General features: G+C 38.7%; 12 protein-coding genes and 1 rRNA gene. 9 read left to right on the top strand and 4 right to left on the bottom strand.

The features are described 5' to 3' along the window. Window positions 1–68: 68 nt before the first annotated feature. Window positions 69–1,595, bottom strand: a complete 1,527-nt coding sequence (locus A3Q33_RS13815) for a fumarate hydratase (protein ID WP_081180445.1) — start codon at window positions 1,593–1,595, stop codon at window positions 69–71. Between the two features lie 308 nt (window positions 1,596–1,903). Between A3Q33_RS13815 and pabB the strand changes: the two genes are divergently transcribed. The 3 genes from pabB to A3Q33_RS13800 all read left to right on the top strand — a co-directional run bounded on the left by pabB (window position 1,904) and on the right by A3Q33_RS13800 (window position 5,525). Continuing rightward, window positions 1,904–3,274 (top strand): aminodeoxychorismate synthase component I, encoded by a 1,371-nt coding sequence (gene pabB / locus A3Q33_RS13810; RefSeq protein ID WP_155866856.1) that lies wholly within the window; start codon window positions 1,904–1,906, stop codon window positions 3,272–3,274. A 111-nt stretch (window positions 3,275–3,385) separates the two neighbouring features. After that, entirely contained in the window at window positions 3,386–3,955 is a 570-nt protein-coding gene (locus tag A3Q33_RS13805; protein ID WP_081180443.1) for a CoA pyrophosphatase, read from the top strand. A gap of 193 nt (window positions 3,956–4,148) precedes the next feature. Further along, window positions 4,149–5,525, top strand: coding sequence for an L-serine ammonia-lyase (locus A3Q33_RS13800; RefSeq protein ID WP_081180442.1), 1,377 nt, complete (start codon window positions 4,149–4,151; stop codon window positions 5,523–5,525). 128 nt (window positions 5,526–5,653) lie between these two features. Here A3Q33_RS13800 and cysB read toward each other — a convergent pair whose 3' ends face one another. Then, window positions 5,654–6,628: an HTH-type transcriptional regulator CysB gene (gene cysB / locus A3Q33_RS13795; protein ID WP_081182613.1), complete on the bottom strand. Its 975-nt coding sequence runs from the start codon at window positions 6,626–6,628 to the stop codon at window positions 5,654–5,656. A gap of 492 nt (window positions 6,629–7,120) precedes the next feature. Here cysB and A3Q33_RS13790 point away from each other — a divergent pair, with 492 nt between their 5' ends. The 4 genes from A3Q33_RS13790 (at window position 7,121) to A3Q33_RS13775 (ending at window position 11,221) form a co-directional block, all read left to right on the top strand. After that, window positions 7,121–7,885 (top strand): hypothetical protein, encoded by a 765-nt coding sequence (locus A3Q33_RS13790; RefSeq protein WP_081180441.1) that lies wholly within the window; start codon window positions 7,121–7,123, stop codon window positions 7,883–7,885. Window positions 7,886–7,940: 55 nt separating this feature from the next. Next, window positions 7,941–8,330, top strand: a complete 390-nt coding sequence (locus A3Q33_RS13785) for a ribosome recycling factor family protein (RefSeq protein WP_081180440.1) — start codon at window positions 7,941–7,943, stop codon at window positions 8,328–8,330. A 509-nt stretch (window positions 8,331–8,839) separates the two neighbouring features. Next, complete coding sequence (gene gdhA / locus A3Q33_RS13780; RefSeq protein WP_081180439.1) at window positions 8,840–10,192, top strand: NADP-specific glutamate dehydrogenase; 1,353 nt, start codon at window positions 8,840–8,842, stop codon at window positions 10,190–10,192. Between the two features lie 336 nt (window positions 10,193–10,528). Next, window positions 10,529–11,221, top strand: a complete 693-nt coding sequence (locus tag A3Q33_RS13775; protein WP_353615505.1) for a phosphoglycolate phosphatase — start codon at window positions 10,529–10,531, stop codon at window positions 11,219–11,221. Here the strand turns inward: A3Q33_RS13775 and A3Q33_RS13770 are convergent. Beyond that, on the bottom strand, window positions 11,214–12,692 hold the full coding sequence (locus A3Q33_RS13770; protein WP_081180438.1) for an FAD-dependent oxidoreductase: 1,479 nt from the start codon (window positions 12,690–12,692) through the stop codon (window positions 11,214–11,216). The two genes, A3Q33_RS13775 and A3Q33_RS13770, sit on opposite strands and share 8 nt — an antisense overlap. 1,048 nt (window positions 12,693–13,740) lie before the next feature. On the opposite strand from A3Q33_RS13770, the gene A3Q33_RS13765 reads away from it, so the two are divergent. Next, a protein-coding gene (locus A3Q33_RS13765; protein ID WP_502687237.1) for an IS630 family transposase occupies window positions 13,741–14,707 on the top strand; the annotation gives its coding sequence in 2 pieces (ribosomal slippage) (window positions 13,741–14,141 and window positions 14,140–14,707; 969 coding nt in all). A 146-nt stretch (window positions 14,708–14,853) separates the two neighbouring features. After that, window positions 14,854–15,820 (top strand): IS630 family transposase gene (locus tag A3Q33_RS13760; RefSeq protein ID WP_196798102.1). Its coding sequence is split into 2 segments (ribosomal slippage): window positions 14,854–15,254 and window positions 15,253–15,820, totalling 969 coding nucleotides; the frame shifts between segments, so codons are not numbered across the junction. A gap of 225 nt (window positions 15,821–16,045) precedes the next feature. On the opposite strand, the gene rrf is transcribed toward A3Q33_RS13760, so the two are convergent. Continuing rightward, window positions 16,046–16,160: ribosomal RNA gene (rrf, locus tag A3Q33_RS13755) — 5S ribosomal RNA — on the bottom strand. Window positions 16,161–16,314: the final 154 nt, after the last annotated feature.

The following is a 16,314-nucleotide window of genomic DNA, read 5'->3' as shown; positions in this document are numbered from 1 at the left end:
TGAGCAAATTGATGATATAAAAAACGCCCGTAATGGGCGTTTCAGAGGATATAAAAAGTGACTGTCTTTTACTTACCGCTTAATTTGCTATCAAGCTCTTCGATTTTTGCTTGCCAAATTGCAGGGCCTGTTACATGTGCTGATTCACCTAAGCTATCAACAGCAACCGTTACGGGCATATCTTCAACAACAAATTCGTAAATAGCTTCCATTCCCATATCTTCGAAAGCGACAACTCTTGCTTTCTTAATAGCTTTAGAAACCAAGTAAGCGGCGCCGCCAACGGCCATTAAATAAACCGATTTGTGGTTTTTGATACATTCAACAGTTTCAGGTCCACGTTCAGCTTTACCAATTGTCCCTAGTAAGCCGGTTTCAGAAAGCATCATTTCAGTAAATTTATCCATACGAGTTGCCGTTGTAGGGCCTGCTGGTCCTACTGCTTCGTCACCGATTGCATCGACTGGGCCAACGTAATATATAAATTTATCAGTAAAATCAACCGGCAGTTTTTCGCCTGCTGCTAACATTTCTTGGATACGCTTATGTGCCGCGTCACGACCGGTTAAAATAGTGCCGCTTAGCAACACAGTTTCACCTGTTTTCCATTCACTGATATCTGCTTTTGATAATTCATCAACATTAACACGACGAACATTTTCACCAACTTCCCACGTAATTTCAGGCCAATCTTCTAATTTAGGTGGCGTTAAGTCCGCTGGGCCAGAGCCATCAAGATGAAAGTGTACATGACGAGTAGCGGCACAATTTGGGATCATGACCACAGGTTTTGACGCCGCATGTGTAGGCACCGACATAATTTTGATATCAACAACCGTGGTTAAACCACCTAGGCCTTGAGCACCAATACCTAATTTATTAACCCTGTCGTAAATCTCTAAACGCAATTCTTCTTCTGCATTTTCAGGACCACGGTCGATCAATTCTTGAATATTGACGGGTTCCATTAAGCTTTCTTTAGCTAATACACCGGCTTTTTCAGCTGTACCACCAATACCTATACCTAACATGCCTGGTGGACACCAGCCTGCGCCCATAGTAGGTAACGTTTTAACGACCCAATCAGCAATAGAATCACTTGGGTTTAACATCGCCATTTTAGCTTTGTTTTCACTGCCGCCGCCTTTGGCCGCTATCATCACGTCAATTTGATCGCCTGGCACCATTTCAATATGTACAACTGCTGGCGTATTATCTTTAGTATTAATGCGCTTACCTGCAGGGTCTGAAACAATTGATGCACGCAATGGGTTATCAGGATTAAGATATGCACGACGAGTACCTTCATCAACCATTTGTTGTACGGTCATTTCAGTGTTATCCCACTGCACAGCCATACCGACTTTTACGAAGCAAGTAACAATACCGGTATCTTGACAAATAGGACGTTTGCCGTGAGCTGACATTCGAGAGTTAATTAAAATTTGTGCGATAGCATCTTTAGCAGCCTGACTTTCTTCTTTATGATAAGCCTTTTCAAGTGCTTGAATAAAGTCTAACGGATGGTAGTAAGAAATGTACTGCAGCGCATCTGCAACACTTTCGATTAAATCTTGTTGTTTAATAATAGCCATAACGGTCTCTTTTTGTTAATTGGGCGAGAGAAGAGTTGAAAGTTATAAATTTGCCGATATCATACCTTGCTTGTTAAATAGCTACCAGTATCAAATGGTCTAATAATTAGCATGATATCCACCTGAGTGATTTCAGACTCTGCTATTGAGTCTATTGAAGACGCTTTGGGTTAATGACTTAACATAAATTCTGTGAGAATACTTTGCCAACCAATTTAGTAAAACAGCTATCTGCTAAACTATTATCAATTGATCTAGTACTTGATAGCCAATCGCTTTTTACCACACTTGCAGACCAACCGTGGGCGATGTGGTTAGATTCATGCGAAAGTAGTCATGTAGATAGCCGATATGACATTTTGGTTTGGCAACCTGTGACCACACTCACGACAATTGGCACGGTTACTTCGGTTAAAAATGAACTAGATAACAGTTTGTACCAAAGTAATGAAGACCCTTTATTGCTGTTAAAACGTGAACAGCAAGCTTGTTTTAATAATATTGAATTAACGACAAGGGAACTGCCATTTAAAGGCGGTGCTGTCGGCTACTTCGCTTACGATTTAGGTAAGCGCTTTGAAGTGATAAAGCAGCAAAACAGTAAAGATATTGATATACCAGAAATGGCGATTGGCTTATATCAGCAAGCGCTAATTTTTGACCGAAAATTACAACAATGTTGGTTACTGTGCCTTGACGAAAAAAGAGCGTCTATTACTGAGTTCTTTAACCACGAACTCAAGCAACGGTCTGAGCAACGCACTGAGCAAAATACGGAGCAAAAATCAGCTCAAGTTAGCGAACAATTAACAGAGAAAAATTCGAACAAAAATGATTTTCATCTCACCACGCCGTGGCAATCAAATATGCGGCCTGAACAGTATCGTGATAAATTTAAGAAAGTGCATGACTACCTGCTTTCTGGCGATTGTTATCAAATTAACTTAGCTCAGCGTTTTACTGCACAATATACCGGCAGTGAATTTCAAGCGTATTGTGCCTTGAGACAAGAAAATAAAGCGCCCTTCTCGGCATTTTTACGCTTTGATGACCGTGCTATTTTAAGTATTTCACCTGAACGCTTCTTGAGATTAGTCGACCATAAAGTGCAAAGTAAACCGATAAAAGGCACACGGCCTCGCAGCCAAGATGCAACAATAGATAAAGCTAACGCTGACGAACTCCAACAAGCGAGTAAAGATAAAGCAGAAAATCTGATGATTGTTGATTTATTACGTAACGATATTAGTCGTGTATGCATTCCCGGCACTGTAACCGTACCGTCATTGTTTGCCATTGAAAGCTTCCCAGCAGTACACCATTTAGTTAGCACGGTTGAAGGGGAAATAGACCCAATATACGATGGCAGCGATTTACTGCGCGCCGCTTTTCCAGGTGGTTCTATTACTGGCGCACCAAAGATTAGGGCGATGGACATTATTGAAGAATTAGAGCCTCATCAACGTAGCGTTTATTGCGGCTCTATAGGTTACTTGTCTGCTTGTGGTAATATGGATACTAGCATCACCATTCGTACGTTGGTTTGCCATCAACAACAAATACACTGTTGGGCTGGCGGTGGTTTAGTAGCTGATTCAAATGTTGACAGCGAGTATCAAGAAACTTACGATAAAGTGAATAAAATTTTACCCGTATTAAGCAAGCTAAACATGGCATAAATCATATTAAGCGTCAGTACACTCGCTATTTAATTGATGCTAAATACTACCCTCTTAACGCCGAGTAAACCCAGTAAACTTTGAATTATTCTACTAATTTTTAAGGTGTGCATGACTAAAGAAGAATTTATACAGCGCTTTCAAATGCAAGCTTTACCGGCTTCAGTACATAAGTTTCGCTATCCTCATAAACTTAAAAGTGCAGCCGTACTCATTCCCATTGTTTGTAATCATGACCAACTTGAAGTGTTGTTAACTAAGCGTGCAAGTCATCTCACTCACCACCCTGGGCAAATAAGTTTTCCTGGAGGTAAAGTAGAGCACTACGATTTTGATATGACCGCAACTGCACTGCGTGAAACTTTAGAAGAAATAGGCCTGCAATCTACTTTTATTAATGTCCTTGGACAACTTAAGCCCTACCAAACCATTTCAGGCTATGAAATAACCCCCATTGTTGCCATTGTATCGAATAGTCAAAGCTATCAAATTGACAAAAATGAAGTGGAAGAAGTTTTTCACGTACCGCTATCACACTTTTTACAGCGTCAGCATCATATTCAGGTACCTGTCTACCATCATGGCGAGCATCACAGTGTGCATTTCATGCCTTATCAACAATATAATATTTGGGGCGCGACCGCCGCAATCTTGCATGATTTGAGCATTTTACTAGACTAAAATAATTGAAATGTGGTCAGAAATATCAACAAGCGATTAAAATATTATTGTTTAGTTAAGCAGTCAAAAATCTTAGCTATAATTATACTCACCGAAGATACATTTTGTTTTGCATGCTGAATGCTTTCAGCTACAATAACCGAACAAAATTTTACCTCCACCTACATTTAACAGTATTTATTCAGGTTTTCTTATGATTAGTGTATTTGATATGTTTTCAATCGGAATTGGCCCATCCAGTTCTCATACCGTTGGCCCAATGAAAGCAGCAAAGTTGTTTGTTGAAAACTTAATAGCAGATAATAAGTTAGCTAAGACAGATCGCGTAAAATGTGAATTGTTTGGCTCACTTGGTCAAACGGGTATTGGCCATGGCACCGGTAAAGCGGTTATTTTAGGATTAACCGGCCAAAGCCCCGAAACAATCCCTGTAGACTCCATTGAGTCTATTTTGGCTGATGTTGTGGCGAGTGAAAAAATAAACCTTAATATGGAGCACTTAATCGCTTTCCCTAAAGCGAATGCCATTATATACCATCGCAGAAAAACCCTACCGGCACATGCTAACGCCATGACATTTTTTGCGTATAGCAATGATACTGTCATCTTTGAAGAAACCTATTACTCAATTGGTGGTGGCTTTATTGTTAAAGATTGCGACTTTGAGAAAGAAAAAAACAAAGCCTTATCAACTCATTCAAACATTGACCGTCCTCATCGCTTTTCTAGTGCGGATGAATTACTGCAAATAGCAAACGAAAAAGGCTTAAGCATTAGCACTATCATGATGGATAACGAAAAGTGCTTGCAAGACGAAAAGAGTATTCGCTCAGGTTTGATAGAAATTTGGGACGCCATGAAAGCAAGTATTGCCCGTGGTATTGTCACAGAAGGTATATTACCTGGCGGTTTAAAAGTTACGCGAAGAGCCCCCGCTTTGCATAGAGCATTATGTGTTGAAAAAAATACCGACCCACTGTCAGCAATGGATTGGGTGAATTTATTTGCCTTAGCCGTTAATGAAGAAAATGCGGCCGGCAGCAGAGTGGTAACAGCGCCAACAAATGGCGCTGCAGGTATCCTTCCGGCCGTATTATCCTACTATGACAAATTTATTAAACCCGTTGATGAACAAGATTGTATTCGATATTTATTAACGGCAGCAGCCATCGGCATTTTATATAAAACCAATGCCACTATTTCTGGTGCGGAAGGCGGATGCCAAGCTGAAGTTGGGGTTGCATGCTCAATGGCAGCAGGCGCATTAACAGAAATTATGGGCGGCTCGCCTGAACAAGTAGAAAATGCAGCAGAGATAGGCATGGAGCACAACTTAGGGCTGACTTGTGATCCTGTAGGTGGCCTAGTACAAGTACCTTGTATTGAACGGAACGCCATGGGTTCTGTGAAAGCCATCAACGCTTCACGTTTGGCACTTCGAGGTACAGGTAAGCAAAAGGTATCATTAGACAAAGTGATCAAAACCATGTGGGACACAGGGAATGATATGAAGACAAAATATAAAGAAACATCACGTGGCGGTTTAGCGGTTAATATCACCGAGTGTTAGGTTTTACTTCCGTTTGATTGTATAGCCATGTGTTATACCAAGCTAAACAATGAAATCGGTATTAAAACTAAAAAAACCGTATTTATAATACGGTTTTTTTATATCTTAACTTTCAAACTGATTAATGCTTATCGCATAGGCAATTTAATATTGGCAAACATCTCATCTATCTCAGCATTATTCTTCAGCAAAATAGCTTTAGTCACTAAGTCTCGATTTAAGTGCGGCGCAAAACGTTCAATAAAGTCAAACATGTAACCCCGTAAGAATGTGCCACGTCTGAAGCCAATCTTTGTCATACTTGGGCTAAATAAGTGACTAGCATCAATGGTCACCAGATCATTATCTAATTTCGGATCCATTGCCATAGTAGCAATTACGCCAACACCAACACCTAATCGAACATAAGTTTTAATAACATCGGCATCAGTCGCGGTAAACGCAATTTTAGGTTCAACACCCACTTGATTAAACGCAATATCTAATTCTGAACGGCCAGTAAAACCAAAAACGTAGGTAACTAAAGAATATTTAGCAATATCTTCAATGGTAATATTTTGTTTGGTCGCTAATGGATGATCAGCCTTAACAATAATACTTCGATTCCAACGGTAACAAGGCAGCATCACCAAATCGTTATACAAATGTAAAGACTCTGTAGCGATGGCAAAGTCGGCATCGCCTTTACTAGACGCATCACTAATTTGTGCTGGGGTACCCTGATACATATGCAATGAAACTTTAGAATATTTTTTCATAAAGCCCTGAATGACTTCAGGCAAAGCATAACGCGCTTGAGTATGTGTTGTGGCAATTCGAAGTTTGCCTTCATCTGGCTGCGTATGCTCTCGAGCAACCGCTTTAATCGCCTCAACTTTCGATAAAATTTCCGTCGCTATATTAATAACTTCATTACCCGCAGAAGTAACATGGGTTAGATGTTTACCACTACGACCAAAAATTTGAATACCAAGTTCATCTTCTAGCATACGTACTTGTTTGCTAATACCAGGCTGTGAGGTGAAAAGACTTTCAGCCGTGGCAGAAACGTTTAAGTTATTATTAAGTACTTCGACGATATAACGCAGTTGTTGCAGCTTCATAATTACCATTCAGAGTTTTCTTAGACGAAAAATATATACTTAAATGGACATTTATTCCATATTATTTTTACATTAGGAGTAAATAATCCTCATTGAATTAGGTAAATGAACGATTATAAGTCAGCATAAATATTCAATAGTAGGCAGTTGATAGGAATTTAAATAGCCGTTTATCGAAAAACGGGTCATTACTTCTACATTATTATAGTGACTAATATCGCTGAAAAACATGACTAGATACGAGTATGCATTCAGCACAATCATAGTAAATTAAAGCCTTTGTACAATAGAGATTAATTACATCAATTGGTAAAGCCTCCTAATTTAATCATTTTGCTCTTAACTCAATCACTGAAATAGTCAACTTCGATGTAACTAACAAGCTAATGCGCTAAAATACTCAAAAGAAAACGCTTTCTCCTTTGCTTCAACGGACAATTTTTGTAGACTGCGGTATTAGTAATTTATATTTTTCAAAATAGAGAATTAAACATGGGCATTATCATCGCTTTAATTATCGCTTTAATTATCATTGTCGTGGTAGTGAATGCAATACAGCAGCATAAAGAAAAAGTAGAACAAGAAAAGCGAGGTAAAGCAGCTAAACAAAAAGCCATTATAGATGAAACAGAAGAGTTACTCATCAGCATCGCCAACTTACCGAATAATCCTAATTTAGTCATGATACTTAATAATCGTAGTTTAAATGCTGCAAAGACTATGGCGAGTATATTACCGGAAAATAAATCATTGCTAACACGTATCCAGGATATGGAAGTACGCGTTAGTAACTGCAAAAAGAATACCAGTGAAGCAGCAAGCGAGCAAAGCTTTACATTGCCTGATAATGAGCAACAATTAGTCGCGGTATTACAATGTATAAAAAAACTTCGACTGACATTAAAATCAGAACAAGCGAAAGGTAATTTAGACGCACAAACCTTTACTCAAGAAGATAATAAATTATCAGCTATGCAACTGAGAATTGGTGTAGAAACGTTGCAAAAGCGTGGCATGATAGCTTACCAAAAAGAAATGTTAGGTTCAGCAAGGCAATATTTAGAGAAAGCACTGGTTACAATATCAGAAAACCCTATCCAAACTGAATATTGCACCAGTAAACGTGATGAAATAACAAACATATTAGAAGAAATCACCTCTTCGTTAAAACATACTAATGCTAAAGATGCGGCAAAAAAAGCCAAAGCCGAAGAAGATGATTTAGATTTATTGTTTCAGCCAAAGAAAAAATGGTAATCAATACCTACAGTAAAAATCCAGCAGCAATGCTGGTTCTCACTTTTAATTTTTTATGAAAACACTCAAAAATCAAATCCCTTATATTACTTTACCCTCTTTTTTACGCCGGGTCTTAAAAGCCTACGCACTTAAAACCTTGATAAGAGATCAAGGTTGCGAGCTCAACCGTATCGGTCGTTCACGCAACTGGCAGTTAAAAGCCACCTTTGAACAGCTTGAGCAAACCATCAGCCTTATTGAACAAAGTGAAGAGGCAAGTTGGCAATGGCTAGCAACACATCTATCTAAACAACGTAAAAACTTAGGGTTTGATATGCTATTAACTATTGCTCAAAAAAAACCTGGTATTACCATATCTGAACTTATGCAGCGCACTGATTGCACCATAGCTGAAGCAAGAAGAGTGATAGATATACTTGAGTTTGGTGAAAACGCCCCTTAGTTCCAAAACATGAACATCTAACAGAATAAACAATAGGCAGCATTTAAATAAATCATTATCAATGCCCATGAAAAAATCAATTTAAAAACTCAATTAACCCAAAAATAACAAGATAATAATTAAATTTTGGTCAATAGCGTAGTTAACCGACACATTATTATCGTGTATATTATAAGCAATTATTGTCGGTTTTTTTCTTCAACGTTCAAAATCAAAATATATCATCTTGCCTTCATATTTTATTGAAGGTAAATTGAGCTTATAAAAACCGATAAAACATACACTTTAGTAGAATAAAAATGCATAAATAAGATTAAACTGAGTAGGTAAATAGTTCAAAATAGATATACTTTAAAGTCTATTTTTTTGATAATAAACTTACATAAACCAATTTAATTAACGACTAAAACCGGTAATTTATTTAGCTTACCTTAAGTTCCCTTTCCCCGATCAGAAGCAAGATTGGGCATACCTTAAACTGTAATCATATTATGAAGGATCAAATATATATGTCATATATTCATAAAACTATTTCTGATTTAAAAAATACCAGTCCTGCTCAGGCTGAGTTTTATCAAGCTGTTGAAGAAGTTTTAGACTCATTAGCCCCTATATTAGAAAGCAATAAACGCTATCAAAAACAAGCTATTATCCAACGCCTTGTTGAACCAGAAAGACAAATAATGTTCCGTGTAACTTGGGTTGATGACAATGGCAATATAAAAGTCAATAAAGGTTATCGTATCGAGTTTAATTCAGCTTTAGGGCCTTATAAAGGGGGTTTGAGATTTCACCCCAGTGTTAATGCAAGCATTATAAAATTTTTAGGCTTTGAACAAATTTTTAAAAATGCCTTAACTGGCTTACCTATTGGTGGTGGCAAAGGCGGCTCTAACTTCGATCCCAAAGGTAAGTCTGACGGTGAAATAATGCGTTTTTGTCAATCCTTTATGACCGAGCTATACCGACATATAGGCCCAACAACAGATGTGCCGGCTGGTGATATTGGTGTGGGTGCTAGAGAAATAGGCTATATGTTTGGTCAATACAAAAGAATTACGGGTCGTTACGAAGGCGTATTGACGGGTAAAAGCTTATTATGGGGTGGTTCATTAGCTCGTAAAGAAGCTACCGGATACGGTGTAGTGTATTTTGCAGAAAACATGCTCTCGGTTAAAAAAGACACTTTAGAAAATAAAACCTGTTTAGTATCAGGCTCTGGTAATGTCGCTATTTACGCTATGGAAAAACTCTATCAGTTAGGTGCAAAACCGATTACTTGTAGCGATTCTACCGGCACCATTTATCATGAAACAGGCATCGATTTAACATTGGTTAAAGAACTAAAAGAGCAAACGAGAACTGGCCTCAATGTTTATTTAGAAACCCATAAAGATGCAAAATTTATCCCCATTGATGAATACCCTGAAGACGGCCATGCTGTATGGCGCTTTAAAGCCGACGCTGCATTCCCATGTGCTACACAAAATGAATTAACCGTAACAGATGCGCAGGCATTAATTGCTAATGGTTGTACTCTCATCAGTGAAGGCGCAAATATGCCGTCAACGCAAGAGGCTATAAACACATTTGTTGACGCTAAGGTATCTTACGGCCCTAGTAAAGCTGCAAATGCTGGAGGGGTAGCAACAAGTCAATTAGAGATGGCTCAAAACTCAAGCATGCAAACGTGGTCTTTTGAAAAAGTAGACCAAAGGCTGAAAGAAATTATGAAAAATATTTTTGAAACAGCCCATCAAGCCGCTGAAGAGTTTGGTCAACCTGGTAACCTTGTATTAGGTGCAAATATAGCAGGATTTAAACGCGTTGCCGATGCAATGTTAGAACAAGGTGTTGTTTAAATGTAAAGTCACCAAGTCTTTAATAAGCTTCTATACAAGTAATTTATGATAAATAACCCCTTTTATTACTCTATTGCTATATAGCTAGCTATTGGCTTTAAAAACAACACAGTTTGTGATATTTCAACGAATACAATTAGGCAGTAACTTAATAAAATGGTTTGTTTAATCAACACCATTTTTAAGTTATCTGCAGTGCTAATATTGATTAAATACGTTGAGCTAAGTCGAGCCTTCGTTGTCTAATACCGAATAGGTTAATCAAGTTATTTGTTGGGTATTACTCGATACAATTGACACATTAGCGCGGTAAATCGATTTATTATAGGAAAGCACATGATGACCCCAGAAAATAAAACCGTACTGTTATTCGATCTCGATGGCACTTTGGTTGATAGTGCTCCAGATCTTGCAGCAGCGATAAACCAAATGTTAGTAACACTTGGCTTAAAGGTATTTCCTCAAGATAAGATCCGCAGTTGGGTTGGTAATGGTGCTAGAACTTTGGTTGAACGCGCTTTACATCATTCTTTAAAAGATAATCTAACTGCTAATAATAAGTATAGCGAAGAAGAAGTAAATAACGCTTTAGCAATTTTTTTAAAATACTACCAGCTTAATCTATGTGTTGAGTCTGTATTATATACCGGTGTAAAAACAACGTTGCTAGCTTTAAAAAAGCAGGGATATCGCTTAGCTATAATCACCAATAAACCCGCAGAATTCATCGAGCCTATTATTACAGGTTTTGGTCTTAGTGGCTTATTCGAATTACAACTCGGTGGCGATAGCTTAAATGAGCGGAAACCGCATCCTTTACCGCTGTTATATGCTTGTACAGCACTCAACGTGTCGGTAAATGAATGCATAATGATAGGTGACTCTAAAAACGATATATTGGCCGCTAAGGCAGCCAATATGCAAAGTATCGGTTTAACTTATGGTTATAACTATGGTGAAGAAATTAGCGTTTATCAGCCAGATTGGTGTTTAGAAACATTTGAAGAATTATTACCATTATTTACATAAAGTTTTTAGCTAACGCTTCCGGATATTCTCGTTGACGGGCAAACAAAATAGCTTTTTCGGTCACCTCTGCTTCAGTACATGCCAGAGTGACTGGAAAATAATGACAATCCAAATATTGACCCAATTGTACTGCGCTGACTAAACCAACCTCCAATAAATTTTGTAAAATAGCATCAGCTGCAGCCAATGCAGACGATGCCTTTACTATTTCAGTACGAGCATAGTGCTTGCCATAAAAAGATACGTCTGCTGCACGTAAAGTCGCATCATCGCCAGGAATTTGTTGCGCACCAAACATAGGCTTAGCCGCAACGCTTGCTTGAGAAAAGTTAGTAATATATTGCGCAAGGTGCTCGATAGAACCTAAGGTTCTATCGTTGACTAATTTCGATGGCCATTGCTGATCAATTTTTTTAATAAAGCGCTCGGACAATATGGGTTGAGCACTCTGCTCGCCACTGGCGACGAGACCTTGCTCAAATAAAGTAATGTCTTGCGTCATCCCATGTAATTGAAAATAACCGTCCTGATATGGCGTTAATTGAGCCATACCATTTGGAGTGCCTCGTTCACCGTAAAAAACCACTTCAGGCCAAAGACCTTTACATTGTGGCCAGTGGGCAACATAAGCTGCTTTAAATTCCACCATACGTTGTCGTTTAGCTTGCAGCATGTCATCAATTTCACCACTTTTAAAACCGCAGGCATTAATAATATAGTCAAAATCAGCCTCACTTTGGCAACCTTTCTGACCATCTTTATAAGTCACTCGCCACTTTTCAGCATGGTGCAATTGCTTAATATTGACTACTTGGCTGTTAAGTTCAAGATGACAACGAGGTAACTTTTCAATAGCCAGTGTCGCAATTGCCGCCAAACGAAAAGCAGACCAACCATATTCTTGTACTAGTAGTACCGGAAATTTTAACTTGTCTAAATCAACTTGTTGAGCAAAGGCTACTAACCAGTCTTCATTACTGTTAGCTTGCGTTGGTAATTCTCGCTGTCTTAGTCTCTCTAAAGTATTACGTTCAAAGAGCAAAAAGTATTTCTCAGGATCCCCTAATACTTTATTGCTGAGATCTTCCTCAACTAGTTCGGCATAACGTTCACTCAGTTTTTTTAAGCGAGGTAAAAAGTCAGCGACTTCACCTCGGTCAGTTTTTGGTAAAGCTATTATGGTTGGACGATAGTTAACGCTATGTGGATAAACCTTTGCGGTGTCTATCGATTGCTCTAATAAGGTTAAACATTGTTGTTCAGAGATCTCTCGATATAAGTTGCCACCTGCGTGTAAGTGACAAAACGGAGGCCCATTAACTAGACTCGTGCCTTTTTCTATCAGAGTAGTGTCAATGCCTAACTCAGCAAAACGTAAAGCGATAGTAGAACCTGCAACACCACCGCCAATAATGGCAATTTTAGTATCTGAGTCTATTAATGGCTGATGAGTACTTTGACTGTTATTCATAAAGGTTACAATATAATGCTTTCATTAAGCTATTTTACTTCGGCGGGCATCATTTGCGTAGAGCTAAATACAAAAATATATACATTTATTTTAATGCGTTACTGATAAGGCTTATTTTAATTCGGAGTATTGAATAGAAGATCAAGAATAGTTTTAAGTTTAAAGCTGTCAGCTGTCAGTAAAAATCTACCAATCACTAATGACTTGTGGCTGTAGGCTGACAGTTTAAAACTTATAATTTTTTTATGTCTTAAAACTTATAGCTGGTATTTTTAAATTCCAGAAAGCAAAAAGCCCGTCACTTTGGAATCGGGTTTCTCTAAATATAAGCCTAGCAAACAAATAGTTTTAAGTTCAAAGCTGTCAGTAAAAATCTAGCAATCACTAATGTCTTGTGGCTGTAGGCTGACAGCTCAGAACTTATAGCTTTTTTTATGTCTTAAACTGATAGCTGAAGTTTGGAATCCCAGTCAGAAAAAAGCCCGACTCTTTCGAATCGGGCTCTTGACGTGTAAGGATGCGCTAATGTCGAGTTGCCATGGATGGCAAACAACGACCTAAATAGAAGCCTAGCGAGGAATTAGTTTTAAGTTCAAAGCTGTCAGCTGTCAGTAAAAATATAGCAATCACTAATGTCTTTTGGCTGTAGGCTGACAGCTCAGAACTGATAGCTTTTTTTATGTCTTAAACTGATAGCTGACAGCTTAAAACCGATAGCTGAAGTTTGGAATTCCAGACAGCAAAAAACCCGACTCTTTCGAATCGGGCTCTTCTAAATAGAAGCCTAGCCTAGCGAGGGATTAGTTTTAAGTTCACAGCTGTCAGCTGTCAGTAAAAATCTAGCAATCACTAATGTCTTGTGGCTGATAGCTTAAAACTTATAGCTTCAATTTTTTAAATCCCAGACAGCAAAAAGCCCGTTATACCAATCTGCACAAAGATGTGATCTAATGCTATTTATTTTTGAAGCAGATACCACGTTTTGGAACAACTCACCTCAGTAGATTTACTCAAGTTATCACGAAAGGAACAAAATGGGCGAAAGCGTATGCGTTTTCTTGCTGTCTCATATTTTTTAGATGGTCTGAGCAGAACCGATATATCAACGACATTAAAAGTCGCTCGTTCAAGTGTTAATCGTTGGGTCACTGCATATTTTTCAAAAGGCTTGTCGGGCCTTGATAGTGTTAGCCCGAAAGGAAGACCGTCCATGCTTTCTCCAAAGCAACTCAGCCAACTTGCTCAATACGTTGAAAATCAGAGTTGCTCAGCGGAGGGAGGTCGACTTATGGGGCAAGACTTTTGTACCTTTATCAAAAAAGAATTCGACATAGATTATCATCGAGATCATGTATATAAAATACTGAAGAAACTAGGATACTCCTGGATAACAAGCCGATCCAAGCATCCTAAGCAATCACAAAGCGTCCAGGACGTTTTTAAAAAGCTTCCAGATGGAAACGATCCTTAACATCCCCTTTAATATTAGCTTAGATAAAGTTGATGTTTGGTTTCAAGATGAAGCACGATTCGGCCAGCAAAATACAACAACAAGGTTATGGGCGAAAACGGGTAGTAGACCGAGAGCAGTAAGACAACAACAGTTCGAATATGCATACATGTTCGGGGCTGTTTGTCCTTCGACAGGCGCTACAGAGGCATTGATCTCACCTGTAATGAATAAAGACGTTATGAAAAAGCATTTAGAACAAATATCACAGGCGACACCCGAAGGTAGATATGCTGTTGTAGTAATGGATGGAGCTGGGTGGCATACGGAAGACACATTTGAAGATTTAAAAAATCTAACCATGATCAAGTTACCCCCTTATTCCCCAGAGTTAAACCCAATTGAGCAAGTGTGGCAATGGCTAAGACAAAACTGCTTGGCCAATAGATGTTTTAATGGCTATGAAAATATAGTTGATGAATGCAGCAATGCTTGGAATATCTTCAGAAGTGACATAAAAAGAGTAATGTCGTTATGCAATCGTGACTGGATTAATCTGATTTAATGCTTATGCAGATTGGTATAATACCAATCTGCACAAAGATGTGATCTAATGCTATTTATTTTTGAAGCAGATACCACGTTTTGGAACAACTCACCTCAGTAGATTTACTCAAGTTATCACGAAAGGAACAAAATGGGCGAAAGCGTATGCGTTTGCTTGCTGTCTCATATTTTTTAGATGGTCTGAGCAGAACCGATATATCAACGACATTAAAAGTCGCTCGTTCAAGTGTTAATCGTTGGGTCACTGCATATTTGTCAAAAGGCTTGTCGGGCCTTGATAGTGTTAGCCCTAAAGGAAGACCGTCCATGCTTTCTCCAAAGCAACTCAGCCAACTTGCTCAATACGTTGAAAATCAGAGTTGCTCAGCTGAGGGAGGTCGACTTATGGGGCAAGACTTTTGTACCTTTATCAAAAAAGAATTCGACATAGATTATCATCGAGATCATGTATATAAAATACTGAAGAAACTAGGGTACTCCTGGATAACAAGCCGATCCAAGCATCCTAAGCAATCACAAAGCGTCCAGGACGTTTTTAAAAAGCTTCCAGATGGAAACGATCCTTAACATCCCCTTTAATATTAGCTTAGATAAAGTTGATGTTTGGTTTCAAGATGAAGCACGATTCGGCCAGCAAAATACAACAACAAGGTTATGGGCGAAAACGGGTAGTAGACCGAGAGCAGTAAGACAACAACAGTTCGAATATGCATACATGTTCGGGGCTGTTTGTCCTTCGACAGGCGCTACAGAGGCATTGATCTCACCTGTAATGAATAAAGACGTTATGAAAAAGCATTTAGAACAAATATCACAGGCGACACCCGAAGGTAGATATGCTGTTGTAGTAATGGATGGCGCTGGGTGGCATACGGAAGACACATTTGAAGATTTAAAAAATCTAACCATGATCAAGTTACCCCCTTATTCCCCAGAGTTAAACCCAATTGAGCAAGTGTGGCAATGGCTAAGACAAAACTGCTTGGCCAATAGATGTTTTAATGGCTATGAAAATATAGTTGATGAATGCAGCAATGCTTGGAATATCTTCAGAAGTGACATAAAAAGAGTAATGTCGTTATGCAATCGTGACTGGATTAATCTGATTTAATGCTTATGCAGATTGGTATAAGTTGAGCACAGAGCTTGACCATGTTGCTCGTTTTAGAGGATATCAGGTAGCTAAAAATTAATGTGTATCTGACCCTACTTTATTTTGGACTAAACGTACAAGGTCTTCCTCTGGGCCGAACGCTTGTCTTGTCGCTATATGTATTTATCAAATTCCAGAAAGCAAAAAGCCCGACTCTTTCGAATCGGGCTCTTCTAAATAGAAGCCTAGCAATGTCCTACTCTCACATGGGAACTCCCACACTACCATCGGCGCTAACACGTTTCACTTCTGAGTTCGGAATGGGATCAGGTGGGGCCATGTCGCTATTGTCGCTAGACAAAAAGGGGTCAATCTTGAAAGCTGTATCAATGAGACATTGTCTCAGTGATGATAAATACGTTTGTTTTCTCTTATTCACACAATTGTCATGCGTGATGTGTGTATTCCTACACTTTGTCAAACTTCATACAACTTAAAACCACTTGGGTGTT

Source organism: Colwellia sp. PAMC 21821, assembly GCF_002077175.1.
Taxonomy (GTDB): domain Bacteria; phylum Pseudomonadota; class Gammaproteobacteria; order Enterobacterales; family Alteromonadaceae; genus Cognaticolwellia.
This window is presented reverse-complemented; position numbering and strand designations above follow the sequence as displayed.

What these genes read in the sequence shown, in the direction of transcription:
- A3Q33_RS13815 (WP_081180445.1), bottom strand. Translation starts at nt 1,595, where the DNA reads ATGGCTATTATTAAACAACAAGATTTAATCGAAAGTGTTGCAGATGCG.
- pabB (WP_155866856.1), top strand. Translation starts at nt 1,904, where the DNA reads ATGTGGTTAGATTCATGCGAAAGTAGTCATGTAGATAGCCGATATGAC.
- A3Q33_RS13805 (WP_081180443.1), top strand. Translation starts at nt 3,386, where the DNA reads ATGACTAAAGAAGAATTTATACAGCGCTTTCAAATGCAAGCTTTACCG.
- A3Q33_RS13800 (WP_081180442.1), top strand. Translation starts at nt 4,149, where the DNA reads ATGATTAGTGTATTTGATATGTTTTCAATCGGAATTGGCCCATCCAGT.
- cysB (WP_081182613.1), bottom strand. Translation starts at nt 6,628, where the DNA reads ATGAAGCTGCAACAACTGCGTTATATCGTCGAAGTACTTAATAATAAC.
- A3Q33_RS13790 (WP_081180441.1), top strand. Translation starts at nt 7,121, where the DNA reads ATGGGCATTATCATCGCTTTAATTATCGCTTTAATTATCATTGTCGTG.
- A3Q33_RS13785 (WP_081180440.1), top strand. Translation starts at nt 7,941, where the DNA reads ATGAAAACACTCAAAAATCAAATCCCTTATATTACTTTACCCTCTTTT.
- gdhA (WP_081180439.1), top strand. Translation starts at nt 8,840, where the DNA reads ATGTCATATATTCATAAAACTATTTCTGATTTAAAAAATACCAGTCCT.
- A3Q33_RS13775 (WP_353615505.1), top strand. Translation starts at nt 10,529, where the DNA reads ATGATGACCCCAGAAAATAAAACCGTACTGTTATTCGATCTCGATGGC.
- A3Q33_RS13770 (WP_081180438.1), bottom strand. Translation starts at nt 12,692, where the DNA reads ATGAATAACAGTCAAAGTACTCATCAGCCATTAATAGACTCAGATACT.